The organism is Kushneria konosiri (genome assembly GCF_002155145.1).
GTDB lineage: Bacteria > Pseudomonadota > Gammaproteobacteria > Pseudomonadales > Halomonadaceae > Kushneria > Kushneria konosiri.
Window position 1 is genome coordinate 1,847,175 of record NZ_CP021323.1, and the last position, 12,999, is coordinate 1,860,173.

The window sequence follows — 12,999 nt, forward strand, 5'->3', positions numbered from 1 at the left end:
CGCGGATTATTCCAGAATCGCGATCGTTTGTCCGCGATCACGCCCCATCGGTTGGCAGCACTGCCCCGACTCTCGGTTGGGGCAGCGTTACGCTAGTCCACCATCGGCAGCAGTGCCGTGAGGCTTTCACGGGCATCGCCGTAGAACATGCGGCTGTTGTCCTTGTAAAACAGCGGATTTTCGATGCCGGAGTAGCCGGTACCCTGACCGCGCTTGGAAATGAACACCTGCTTGGCTTCCCAGACCTTGAGTACCGGCATGCCGGCAATCGGGCTGTTGGGATCTTCCTGAGCGGCCGGATTGACGATGTCGTTGGAGCCGATGACGATGACCACGTCGGTCGAGGCGAAATCATCGTTGATCTCATCCATCTCCAGCACGATGTCGTAGGGCACTTTCGCCTCCGCCAGCAGCACGTTCATGTGCCCCGGCAGCCGCCCGGCAACCGGGTGGATGGCAAAGCGCACTTCCTTGCCTGCCGCGCGCAGCTTGCGCACCAGATCGCTGACGGCAGTCTGAGCCTGGGCCACCGCCATGCCATAACCCGGCACGATGATGACGCTGTCGGCATCGTTGAGCGCACTGGCCACGCCGCTGGCATCGATCGCCACCTGCTCGCCCTCGATCTCCGCGGCCGGACCCTGGCTGCCACCAAAACCGCCCAGAATCACGTTGACGAAGTTACGGTTCATCGCCTTGCACATGATGTAGGAGAGAATGGCACCCGAGGAGCCTACCAGCGCGCCGGTCACGATCAGAAGGTCGTTGGAGAGCGTAAAGCCGATGGCTGCCGCGGCCCAGCCCGAGTAGCTGTTGAGCATCGACACCACCACCGGCATGTCGGCGCCGCCGATGCCCATGATCAGGTGGTAGCCGATGAAAAACGCCAGGGCGGCCAGCAGCAGCAGCGTCCAGAAGCCCGCGCCGTTGAGGTAAAAAATGGCCAGCAGCAGCGAGAGCACGGCCGCAGCGGCATTGAGAAGGTGCCCGCCGGGCAATTGACGCGGTTTGCCGTCGACCTTGCCGGCCAGTTTCCCAAAGGCCACCACCGAGCCGGTGAAGGTCACCGCGCCGATGAAGATGCCCAGCACCACTTCGACCTGCAAAAACATCAGCTCATCCGGCGCCTTGTGCGCCAGAAGCGCTGCAAAGGCCGAGAAATCCTGCATGACGCCATCTGCTGCGCGGGCGGCCAGCACCCGGCGACGCTCCAGGTCGGCGCTCCAGGCCACGAACACGGCGGCCAGACCGACAAAACTGTGCAGTGCCGCCACCAGCTGTGGCATCTCGGTCATCTCGACCCGGCGTGCCAGTCGAGTACCAATGATGGCACCGATGATGATCATCGGAATCATCAGCCAATAGCCGCCGATCCCCGGGCCGAAGGCGGTGAAAAACACGGCCACGGCCATGCCGATGATGCCGTACCAGACGGCGCGCTTGGCCTTCTCCTGATTGCTCAGGCCACCCAGCGACAGAATAAACAGAACACTTGCCGCGATCGCCGCGGCAGATACGAACCCTTGACTCAACATAGCGTTTCTCGGCCGCTCAGGATTTTTGGAACATGGCGAGCATTCGGCGTGTCACCAGAAAGCCCCCCACGATATTGATGGTCGCAATCAGCACTGAAATCGCCGCCAGAATGCTGACGATCACGCTGCCCGAGCCAATCTGCAGCACCGCCCCCAGAACGATGATGCCCGAGATGGCATTGGTGACCGCCATCAGCGGCGTATGCAGCGAGTGACTGACCTTCCAGATCACCTGAAAGCCGATAAAGCAGGCCAGAACAAAGACAATGAAGTGCTGCATGAACGACGCAGGCGCGACTTCACCGAGCAATAGCATCAGCGCACCGCCGACGGCCAGCATGCCGACCTGACGTTTGGTCTGGGACTTGAACGTGGCGTGCTCGGCAGCCCTTTTCTCCTCGGCCGTAGGCTCCTTTTCCTTCGGCTTGGGCCTGGCGGCACCGATGGCCTTTGTCTTGGGCGGCGGCGGCGGGAACGTGATCTCGCCCTGATGAGTGACCGTGGCGCCGCGGATGACGTCGTCTTCCATGTTGTGCTGGAGGACACCGTCCTTGTCAGGCGTCAGGTCGGTCAGCATGTGGCGGATATTGGTGGCATACAAAAGCGACGACTGGGTCGCCATGCGCGAGGGATAGTCGGTGTAGCCGACCACCACAACACCATTGTCCGAGACCACGCGCTCATCGGCACGGGTCAGGTCGCAGTTGCCGCCTTTTTCGGCAGCAAGGTCGATGACCACCGAGCCGGGCTTCATGGCTGCGACCATGTCCTCAAGCCACAGCTTGGGCGCCGGACGGCCGGGAATCAGCGCGGTGGTGATGACGATATCGACGTCCGCGGCCTGTTCGCGGAAGCACTCAAGCTGCTTTTCGCGAAACTCCGGGCTTGAGGGCGAGGCATAGCCACCACTTTCCGAGCCGTCCTGGGCGTTATCGAAATCAAGGAACAAAAACTCGGCGCCCATCGATTCGATCTGCTCGGAGACTTCCGGGCGTACGTCAAAGGCGCGCACGACGGCGCCGAGGCTTGTGGCGGTGCCGATGGCGGCAAGGCCGGCCACGCCTGCGCCAATGACCAGTACCTTCGCCGGGGGCACCTTGCCTGCGGCGGTGACCTGACCGGTAAAGAAGCGCCCGAAGTTATTGCCGGCCTCAATCACCGCGCGGTAGCCCGCGATGTTGGCCATGGAGGAGAGCGCGTCCATTTTCTGTGCCCGCGAAATGCGCGGCACCATGTCCATGGCGATGACGCTTGCGCCCTTGTCACGGCACTTCTCAAGCATGGCCTCGTTCTGGGCGGGCCAGAAAAACGAGATCAAGGTCTGCCCCTTGTGCAGGCGCTCGGCTTCCTCATCATTGGGCTCGCGCACCTTGATGATGACTTCTGCGTCATCAAACAGGACCTGAGCACTGTCGACCACCGTGACGCCTGCATCGCGATAGGCCTGGTCGTCAAAGCCGGCGGCAACGCCTGCGCCGGTTTCGATCAAACACGTATGACCCAGCTTCTGAATCTGTGTCGCGCTCTCCGGCGTCAGCGCGACACGCGCTTCCCCCCGAGCACTCTCCCTTGGTGCGCCTATCTTCACTCTTGTTCCCCTTTGGTGTGAAAAGCGGGCCATTTGCCTCGATCATCGGCTCTTTTGTCAGGCATGGGCCTTTGGACATGATCTGCCATGGCCGTTGCCCCCTTGCTCAAACGGACTAGGCTCGCACGGCATCTGGCAAAAAGCCGTTCGACCTTTGATTAATAGACCAAGGGGGAGTCGTGGATCGAACGGTGAGTGTCGTTCTGCCCGAATAAATCGAGCAGGAGATAACGGACGAAGTCGCAAAGCGCGAATCTCCAGCGGCCGCGCAGGCAGGGAAAGCGCGTTGGTCGGCGGGAAAGGGAGTGGCTGTTACGCCAGAAGAGACACACATGAAGGGATATCGTCCCGTCCGGGCCATAGGGCCGGACGGGAGAAGAAATGGCTGGTGCGGCATCAAACCGCACGTGATGATACAAGGCCCGCGATTCCTGGAACGCCACTATTCCAGGTAGGTGTACCCTTCGAGTCCGGCTTCAAGCTCTTCGAGAAACATCTCGCGTTCCTGACCGGAGACATCGCTGCGCAGGAGCTGGCGCTGGAAGCGGCCCTTGAGACGGTCCGGATCAAAGTTCACGTAGCGCAGCACGTTGGCCACACTGTCGCCGACGATCGGCGTGCCCAGCTGCCATTGCCCCCGGTCATCAAGGCTGACATCGATGGAGTCTGTATCGCCGAACAGATTGTGCAGATCGCCCAGAATTTCCTGATAGGCGCCCACCAGAAACAGCCCCAGCAGGCGCTCATCGCCCGCTTTCCATTCCGGCAGCGGCAGCGTGCTCTCCACGCCCTGACCATCGACATAGCGCTCGATACGGCCATCACTGTCGCAGGTGATGTCCTGAATCACGCCGCGCCGTGTTGACGGCTGGTCAAGATTGGACAGCGGCAGCACCGGGAAGATCTGATCGATCCCCCAGACGTCCGGCAGGGACTGGAACAGCGAGAAGTTGACGAACAGCTTGTCCGCGAGCTTTTCATCCAGCTCATCGAGAATTTCGCGGTGGGCACGGTTGCGTCGATCGAGCTTGGCACGCAGGCGCTTGCAGGCGGCCGTGTAGAGGGCTTCGCCCTCGGCGCGCACGCCCAGCGTGGCGCTGCCGAGCACGAAGCGGTCCTGAATGTCGATCATGGCCTGATAGAGGTCGTGATAGTACTCGACCAGCAGGCGTGGTTCGGCAGGCTCGGCCAGCCAGTCATAGGTCTGCCACAGCACATCGAGGTGCGTATCGCCCTCATGCTGACCGCGCTCGGGAACGGCCACTTCATGGCGCTCCTCGTCGATCACGTTGGTGATCAGCACTGCATGATGGGCGGTCAGCGCCCGGCCGGATTCCGAAATGATGTCCGGGTGCGGAATGTCCATGCTCTGGCACAGCTGAGAAAAGGCACCGACCACGTTGTTGGCATACTCGGCCATCGAATAGTTGGTCGAGCAGTAGCTGCGTGAGCGGGTGCCTTCATAGTCCACGCCCAGACCGCCGCCGACGTCGACCACGGCGACCGGTGCGCCGACATCGCGCAGGCTCTTGTAGAACTGGGTGCACTCGCGCAGACCACGCTGAATGTCACGAATATTGGCGATCTGGGAGCCCAGATGGAAATGCACCAGCTGCAGCGCCTCGAGGCGATCATGGCTGCGCAGATGGTCCACGACATGCTGGATCTGGCGTGCCGTCAGACCAAACTTGGACTTGTCGCCGCCGGTGCTTTCCCAGTTGCCCTTGCCTACGGAGGAAAGCCGCGCGCGCACGCCGATGCGGGGCATGACGCCCAGGTTATCGGCTTCTTCAAGAATCAGTTCGAGCTCGGCCTGTTTTTCGACCACCAGAAAGACCCGGTGACCCAGCTTTTCGCCCATCAGTGCCAGTCGGACGTATTCGCGGTCCTTGTAGCCGTTACAGACGATGGTCGAGGTGGTTTCCGATGAGAGTGCCAGCACGGCCAGAAGCTCCGGCTTGCTGCCGGCTTCAAGCCCGACACGACCACGCCCGCGTTCCGGGGTGGCCAGAAGCTCCTCAACGACACGTCGCTGCTGATTGACCTTGATGGGGTAGACGGCCGTATAGCGGCCCTGGTACTCCAGCTCGTCAATGGCGCGATCAAAGGCCTGACACAGCTGCTCGACACGGTCGTGCAGGATGTCGGTAAAACGTACCAGCATCGGCAGACGCAATCCGGCGTCCTGCAGTTTCCCGACCAGCCCCTTCAGCGGCAGAGCCGGTCCGTTCTGGCCGTCGGCGTCGCCAAACGGGCGCACCACGGCCAGCCCCTGTTCGTTGACATCAAAATAGCCGCTGCCCCACTGATCGATGTTGTAGGTGCGGCGGGCCTCCGACTGGGCGTGGGCCTGGTCAGTTACGGATGAATCATTGGACATGGGCGGGCTCCGGTCAGAATTGGCCGCAAACGACATTGTGAAGGTAAGGTAGCGACATAAGGAAAAGGCAGCAAATGGCTGTCCCCGGATCATTTTAGCGCTTTTGCGCCATGGGGGGCAGTCAGGTCCGAAAGGGCGCTCAGGCGGTTTTCGTCATGGGGACGACCTGACGGACAGGCAGCCATTGCTGATGATCCAGACACCACTGCGCCAGATGCTGCACCCCGGTGGCCAGCGGCATGGTGGGTCGATAGTCGATGACGGCTTCCAGTTTCGACGTGTCTGCCCAGGTGCGCGTGACATCGCCCTCCTGCATGGGTAGCCACTCGCGCGGCGCCTGCTGCCCCAGCGCCTCTTCAAGCCAGGTGATAAAGTCCATCAGGGCCGTGGGCTCGCCCCGCCCGATATTGAAGACCTGATGACGACCGGTTTCGCCGCTTTCGCCATGAACATTGATCAGGCGTACCACGGACTCGATGATGTCACCGACCCAGGTGAAATCCCGCGCCATCTGACCATGATTGAAGATCTGAAGCGGCTGGTGGTTCATGATGCTGCCGGCAAACAGCATGGGGGCCATGTCCGGTCGGCCCCAGGGGCCATACACCGTGAAAAAGCGCAGGCCGGTCAGGGACATGCCATAGAGGCTGGCATAGCTGTCGGCCATGAGCTCGTTGGCTCGCTTGGTGGCAGCATACAGGGAAACGGGATGGTCGACCGGGTCCCTTTCGTTGAAGACCTCACGGCTTGAGTGTCCGTACACCGAGCTTGAAGAGGCGTAGTAGAGATGTTGAATGCCATGCTGCCGGCAGGCTTCGAGCACATTGAGAAAACCGGTCAGGTTGCTCTGCCCATACACATGCGGATGGGTGACGCTGTAGCGCACGCCGGCCTGGGCGGCCAGATGAACGACATGCGTGAACCCTTCGCGCCTGAAAAGGGCATCTACCGCGTCACGGTCACTGACGTCCAGCAACCGGCAATCCCTGATGTCCAGCGCTTCAAGACGCGCGCGCTTGTAGTCCACGCTGTAATAGTCCGAAAAATTATCGACACCGACCGTCGTTACGCCGTCTTCCGTGAGTCGCTTTGTCAGCCATGCACCAATGAAGCCGGCGGCACCTGTTACCAATACTTTTCTGTTCATAAGGGCTCCGGGCAGAGATAGAAGGGCGTTGCGATCTGCATTGCCGATACCGGTATGACCATCAGCGTGCGGGAACGCCATGGAAAGCGGTGTGCCAGCGCCGGCACATGAAGCGAGGGCAGTTGCCGACTGTCGCCAATGACCCAGCCATCAGAATGGTTTTGTCGCCAGTGACACAAATCAGGCAGATCCGAGTCAATGATCTGCAACGGGGTGGTCAGGCGGCCGGCAAACTGGAAGCTGGCCTGATAGTTGTTGCCATACCAGACCACCGGATAACCCTGGCTCTCCAGACGGGACAAGAGCGCTCCAGGGCGCTGGGTATCCATACTTGGCCACAGGGGGGACATCATGACCGTAAGCATCAACGTCAGGCTTGCCGTGCCAATCATGGCCAGTAACGTTGCAGCCGCTCGTGTCTGGAGGCGTACCACGGCGGCGGCAGCCGCGAGTACCCATAAAAGCCAGACACCATGGAGGGAAAACATCCCGGCCAGCTGGTCGCTGCCGACCATTTTCACAACCAGAGCGAGGGCGCCGGTGGCGAACAGGGCGATCGCCGGCACTCTCAGGGTGTGACGCCGTTCGGGAGCAGGGCGTATCAGCGCCTCGGCAATGAGCAGGGCAAGCGGAGGCAGGATGGGCATCAGGTAGTGCACCTGTTTGCCACTGACCAGGGAAAACAGGACCAGTGGCGCCAGTGCCCAGCACCAGAGCAATCGGCGTGCCCTGCGCGGCGCGGCATAGGAATCCCAGCGCCAGAGTTGCAGTGCCGGCAGCCACAGTGACCAGGGCAGTAACAACACCGGCAGCATGGGGAGATACCACCAGAAGGGGCGGGCGTGATCGGCCACCTGCTCCAGTCGGTCGACGCTCTGGTGCCACAGGAGATTACTGGCATAGGCATCGCCGCCGACCCGGGCCGAACTCAGGGCCCAGCCAAGCAGTATCAAAAGGGCCGCGCCAGTGGCCAGCCAGAACATGAGCGGGCGGCGTTCACCTTTCGGCCGTTCGCTCCAAAGCGGCAGGGTCACAGGAATCGGCAGCCAGCTCAGCAGCACCGCCGGTCCCTTGGCGAGCAGCGCCAGTCCCAGCCACAGGGTGACACTAGGGGCTCGCCTTCGCAGGGCAGCCTGGCCGGTCAGGGCGGCCACGGCGCCCAGCAGGCAGGTGGTCAGAAGCACATCGAACATCAATGTGGCGCTATAGAGCCACCACATCAGCATCGACATCAATACCAGCAGAGCCATTCGCGCTGTTCGAGCGTCATAGCCGAGGTTCAATGCGATACGTCGCAGTTGAAAAAGCCCCAGCAGCGATGCCAGCGGCATGATCAGGCGTGGCCACCAGTCGTTGACGCCAAACATGCCCCAGCCCAGATTGATCAGCCAGAACAGCAGCGGTGGCTTGTCGGCATAGGGCGTGCCGTTCATGTGCGCGACCCACCACTGATTGCCTTGCCACATCTCCCAGGCCACCGAGATATAGCGCGTCTCATCGATCGGCATGATCGGGCGCAGCTGAAAACTCACTACGCCGGCCAGCCAGATCAGCAAAAGCGCCCCCCACTGCAGGCCCGGGCGATCAATCAGCCGCTCAGAATGCCGGTCCGATCCGTTCATGGCATCGAGTCGGCGCCGGAAGACGCACTGTCATGATGCCAGGTGGTCGGGGCCTGATAGAGTGGCGCTGCATGCTCATCACCCGCGCACTGTGCCACGCTGTCGGCGCGCAGAAGCTGCCAATCCGCGTCGCCGCGCTCCTTCACAGGTGTCAGGGTGCTGCGATCAACGCAGGCCTTGTCCTTGAGCTCATTGTTTTGCACCAGTGCCCAGCGCGTCTCGGGCGCTTCTTCAAGCCATGCGGTCATGCGTACAAACTGATCATCCGCCGGCGTGCCATCGCCGAACTGCACGATGGGCTGCTGCGCCTGCAAAACGTTTTCTTCATCAAAATCGATCAGTGCCAGGGGCTGGTGGTGGGTGGTCATGGCGACCTCCGCCATCAGTGCACTGCGCGAGCGATGATCATCCATGACCTCATAGCCCCAGCTGGCCCAGAGTATCCAGAACATCGCAAGCCACAGTCCAAGCGCTGCCAGACCACGCCGTGGCGGAAGCCGCCAGGCGATCAGGGCGGTCAGCGCCCCGATGCTCAGCCACCATCCCCAGGGATTGATGATGAAGTCATCGCCAAGGGTCTTGCTGTCGAGCAGGCCGACAGCCAGGAGCAGGCCGACAACACCGATGACGCCCCCCAGAGCCACCGCCAGTCCCCAGGCGAGCCGATTGAGTCCGGGGCGTCGGATCAGGCCCGGTAGCGCCGGCGCCAGCGCCAGCACGAACATCGACATGCCCGGCGTCATGTAGACGCCACGCTTGCCGGGACTCATGGAGAAAAACAGCACCATCAGGATGACCCAGGACAGCGGCAGCCAGAGGCGGATATCGCCGCGTCGCAAACGGCGCCACCAGTGAGGCGCAACCCAGGGCAGGGCCAGCACGCCGGGCAGCCAGGCCCAGGGCAACACTTCAAGCACGTAGTAATAAAAGGGCTTCAGGTGGTGCCAGGCGTCGGCGTAGCGCTCGCCGGTCTGACGAAAGAGAATATTGTCGCGATAGGCCGCCAGCGCCGGGTCACCGCTGAAACTGGTGTAGAGCACCATGGGGATGACCCAGCAGGCAATGGCGGCCAGCACAAGCCCCAGACCGATCAGCAGCTGGCGCAGGGTCAGCGGCACAATGCGGTGGACACTGTTGGAGTATCGGCGCTGATACCAGAACAGTCCGAACCAGACCGGCAACAGCAGCAGCGGCAAAAAGCCGACGCCCTTGGTAATCACGCCCAGTCCCATGGAGACGCAGCCTGCATACCACCAGCCCGGTGCCGGGCCGAGCAGGGCATGACGCAGCGCCCCGTAAAGCCCCAGCGTGATGAATCCCGTGACCAGCATGTCGATCTGAGCCGTGCGCGCCTGCAGGGTGAACTGCGCGGTCAGCAACAGCGTCAGGCCGGCCAGCCACGCGATGCGGGGGCCATAAAGACGGCGGGTCAGGTCAGTGGTCAGGCCGAGGGTCGTCAGCGCGCCCAGCAGGGACGGCAGCATGAAGGCCACCTTGACGCTGCCGGTGACCAGAATGCCCAGCGCGATCAGCCACATGAAGATCGGTGGCTTGTCCGGATAAAGCTCGCCGGCCCGATGGGGAATCAACCACTGATGGGTCGTGATCATCTCCTGGGCGATCAGGGCAAAGCGCGGCTCATCGGCCGGCCATGGCCAGCGCCAGCCAATCCCGAGGCCCAGAAAGACCAGCGCGATGACCAGCAGTGACAGTACCGGTGCATTGATCAGCCCTCGCTGCAGCCCCCGGGCAACGCGTGTCTTCGTCATGCCTTTTCCACCCCTTGATCCGTGGTGTCAGCAGGCACTGCCTGTCGAGCCTGGCGCTTTTCCTTCTGGATCAGCATCAGGTTGCGTACATAGATGAAAAGGCCGGAGCCCTGACCGATGATAAAGACCGGGTCACGTCGATAGATGGCGTACATCAGCAGGATCAGGCCGCCCCCGATGCTGAGATACCAGAAAAGATGCGGCACGATACTGCGCCTAGCGCGTTCACTGGCCAGCCATTGCACGATAAAGCGCGCCGAGAACAGGGCCTGACCGAGCAGGCCGATCGTGATCCAGAGGGCTGCACTATCCATGGGCTTCAGGGCTCCTGACGAGAGTGGAGATCCTTGTCGACGTCTATCCCGGCATGCAGATCAAGAGGCGCCGGCAATCTGGAGCGATGCGCCAGCCACATGACCCCGCCAAGGTCCAGCAGCCCGGCCATCAGTCGATCCAGGGTGCCGTAGTTGGAGCTTCCGGCCTGGCGGGCACGGTGATTGACCGGCCAGGAAAGGGTCGTGCCGCCCTGGGCGCGTATCAGCGCCGGCAAAAAGCGGTGCATGTGGTTGAAGTAGGGCAGCCGCAGAAAGGCCTCGCGCTCAAAGATCTTGATGCCACAGCCGGTATCAGGGGTGTCATCCTTCAAAAGACGCGAGCGCACGGCATTGGCGATACGCGAGGAGAGGCGCTTGATTTCGCTGTCGTTGCGCTTGTGGCGATAGCCGGCCAGCAGCGTGATGTCTCTTTTTTGAACGCGCTCGAACATGGCAGGCAGGTCGGCCGGATCATTCTGGCCATCCCCGTCCAGTGTGGCCAGCCATGTCCCGCGGGCCTGCCATGCGGCCTGCCAGATGGAGGTGCTTTGTCCGGCGCTGTACTGATGGTGATAGACCCGAAGACGCTCGTCACGGGCGGCATACGCTGTCAGGACCTGCAGACTGTTATCGCTTGAGCCGTCGTTGACCACAAGCATTTCGAATTTGATGCCGGCGCCGTCAAGCGCTGTGCATACCTCATCAAGCAAGTGGGGCAGGTTGTCGGCTTCGTTGCGTGCCGGAATCAGGACAGACAGGGGGAGATCAGTCATAGGAAGGCTGGGCCAGTCGCGGTCATGTAAAGTCAAGAAATTATACGGCAGTGGTTTTCAAGTTAAATTAAGCAATTATTAGTCTTGCCGTCATGATGAAAAGTTCAGTCATGAAGGCACAGAGCGCCGTATGAGGCCGTTGAGGCAGGGTTGGGGAGAGTAACAGAGAAAAATGAGCCCTTTAGTGCAACGAGCAAAAAGTATTAGGGCTCATCAGAGACGGGGCAGGAACGTGTTACAGGCGCCGCCGACATCTGACCGGGGCGCCATGGGGATCAGGGCAGGGGCGCTGGGGGATGATCGATGCGTGCCTTCAGGATCTGGCGATACTGGGCGGGGTCCTTGGGCGTAAGCGCGTGCGCCGGTGGGTCGACATAGACTACCAGAAGCCGCGACAGCCAATAGCGCAGTGCCGTCAGCTCCAGCATCGTGGGCCAGACCCGGCGCTCCTCGTCGGTGAAGGCACGTTCATGGGCATAGGCATTGATGATGGCCTCATAGCGCTCGGGGATAAGCGCGCCGTCATCGTCGCTGCACCAGTCGTTGATGACAATGGCCAGATCAAACAGCAGATCCCCGGTGCAGCCGTTATAAAAGTCGATCACCCCGGAGAGCCGGTCACCCTCGTAGAGGGTGTTGTCACGAAAAAGGTCGCCATGGAGCGCCCCCTGGGGCAGCACCACCTGTCTCAGACGACTGTCCAGTGTATCGATGCGATCACGAATCAGGGTCTGGTCGTCCGGGCCCAGATAGCTCATGACCCTTGAATGTACGGCATGTACCCAGCGAAGGTCGCGTGGATTGGGTCGGCTGCCCTGAAACCCCTGCGAGATGCGATGCATCTGACCCAGTACCCGGCCGATGGCGGCACACTGGACAACCCCGGGCTGCTCGGGATGGCGTCCGGCAAGGCGTGGAAACAAGAGGGCGGGACGGTCGGCCAGACGCTGAAGCGCCACACCGGTACGGTCAAACAGCGGTCCCGGTACTGGCAGCTGATGTTGATCAAGCCAGGCCAGCAGGTCGACAAAAAAGGGCAGCTCCTCCTGTTCGCCCTGCTCGAACAGGGTCAGCACCAGTACTTCCCGGTCGGTGGTGACAAAAAAGGTGCTGTTTTCCGTACCGCCGGCCACACCCTCGACGGCCAGCAGATTGCCGACATCGTAGCGTTCTAGAAAATGTGCGACCTGCTCATCGCTTAAGGGGGTAAAAACCGCCATGTTGCTCCTGGCGCACTGCGGAGGCGCTCATCGTGCTGGGTAACCAATACCGCGACCAGTGCCGGTCGACGGCCGTGACGTGTTCGGGCGCGGCATGCCGGAACGCACCGCACCCCGGCGTGGCCTGACATCGCGCCGCGCGGAGTCTATCACCGAAAGGGCATATTCTGCCCACCGTATGTCCCATGGCAGTACTGACGCTCTCGGTGCCAATACCATTGAAAGCTATTGCGACTGTTTTTGAGTCCAGGATGGTGGCCTGATCTCGGTATCCGCGGGCTGACGGCGAAAATTGCCGTCGCCATCGGCGTCTACAAGCACCGTGCGCTGATCGCCTTCAATGATTTCGATGGCGTAGAGCCTTCCCTCGAGGCGGTATTCATGCACGAGGCGATCACCTTGCTGCTGGGTGGTGACCTGACCCTGGGAGGCGGCCAGTGCCACAGGGCTGAGGGTAGCCAGCGCCAGCAGTGCTGACGCTGCCAGGACAGGCAGAATCCGTCCAATGGTCATGATGAGCTCCGAAGGCTGCGTCCTGAATGTTGCGTAGTGTAAAGCGCCTGTCGATAAATAGCAGCCGCCGTGATGGCTCGGGTGGACGGGTGCTTTCGCCACTGACGCCAGCGCCAGGCTTGCGTATCATGGCACCAT

General features: G+C 61.5%; 10 protein-coding genes. All 10 read right to left on the reverse strand.

Annotated elements, in window-relative coordinates; genetic code table 11:
* Positions 1-92: 92 nt before the first annotated feature.
* The 10 genes from B9G99_RS08595 to B9G99_RS08640 all read right to left on the reverse strand — a co-directional run bounded on the left by B9G99_RS08595 (position 93) and on the right by B9G99_RS08640 (position 12,861).
* Positions 93-1,535, reverse strand: coding sequence for an NAD(P)(+) transhydrogenase (Re/Si-specific) subunit beta (locus B9G99_RS08595; protein ID WP_086621677.1), 1,443 nt, complete (start codon positions 1,533-1,535; stop codon positions 93-95).
* Positions 1,536-1,551: 16 nt separating this feature from the next.
* On the reverse strand, positions 1,552-3,123 hold the full coding sequence (locus B9G99_RS08600) for a Re/Si-specific NAD(P)(+) transhydrogenase subunit alpha (protein ID WP_086621678.1): 1,572 nt from the start codon (positions 3,121-3,123) through the stop codon (positions 1,552-1,554).
* Between the two features lie 442 nt (positions 3,124-3,565).
* On the reverse strand, positions 3,566-5,503 hold the full coding sequence (speA, locus tag B9G99_RS08605; RefSeq protein WP_086621679.1) for a biosynthetic arginine decarboxylase: 1,938 nt from the start codon (positions 5,501-5,503) through the stop codon (positions 3,566-3,568).
* Positions 5,504-5,642: 139 nt separating this feature from the next.
* Positions 5,643-6,650, reverse strand: coding sequence for an NAD-dependent epimerase/dehydratase family protein (locus B9G99_RS08610; RefSeq protein ID WP_086621680.1), 1,008 nt, complete (start codon positions 6,648-6,650; stop codon positions 5,643-5,645).
* Positions 6,647-8,272, reverse strand: coding sequence for an ArnT family glycosyltransferase (locus B9G99_RS08615; protein ID WP_086621681.1), 1,626 nt, complete (start codon positions 8,270-8,272; stop codon positions 6,647-6,649). Before B9G99_RS08615 ends, B9G99_RS08610 begins: the two co-directional genes overlap by 4 nt.
* Positions 8,269-10,041 carry an ArnT family glycosyltransferase gene (locus B9G99_RS08620; protein WP_086621682.1) on the reverse strand — a complete coding sequence of 591 codons (1,773 nt, stop codon included), beginning with the start codon at positions 10,039-10,041 and terminating at the stop codon, positions 8,269-8,271. The genes B9G99_RS08615 and B9G99_RS08620 overlap by 4 nt, the downstream gene beginning before the upstream one ends.
* On the reverse strand, positions 10,038-10,355 hold the full coding sequence (locus B9G99_RS08625; protein WP_086621683.1) for a lipid-A-disaccharide synthase N-terminal domain-containing protein: 318 nt from the start codon (positions 10,353-10,355) through the stop codon (positions 10,038-10,040). The genes B9G99_RS08620 and B9G99_RS08625 overlap by 4 nt, the downstream gene beginning before the upstream one ends.
* A gap of 5 nt (positions 10,356-10,360) precedes the next feature.
* Entirely contained in the window at positions 10,361-11,128 is a 768-nt protein-coding gene (locus B9G99_RS08630) for a glycosyltransferase family 2 protein (RefSeq protein WP_086621684.1), read from the reverse strand.
* A 275-nt stretch (positions 11,129-11,403) separates the two neighbouring features.
* Positions 11,404-12,348 carry a homoserine kinase gene (locus B9G99_RS08635; RefSeq protein WP_086621685.1) on the reverse strand — a complete coding sequence of 315 codons (945 nt, stop codon included), beginning with the start codon at positions 12,346-12,348 and terminating at the stop codon, positions 11,404-11,406.
* 225 nt (positions 12,349-12,573) lie between these two features.
* Positions 12,574-12,861, reverse strand: coding sequence for a DUF2782 domain-containing protein (locus B9G99_RS08640; protein WP_086621686.1), 288 nt, complete (start codon positions 12,859-12,861; stop codon positions 12,574-12,576).
* Positions 12,862-12,999 lie beyond the last annotated feature (138 nt).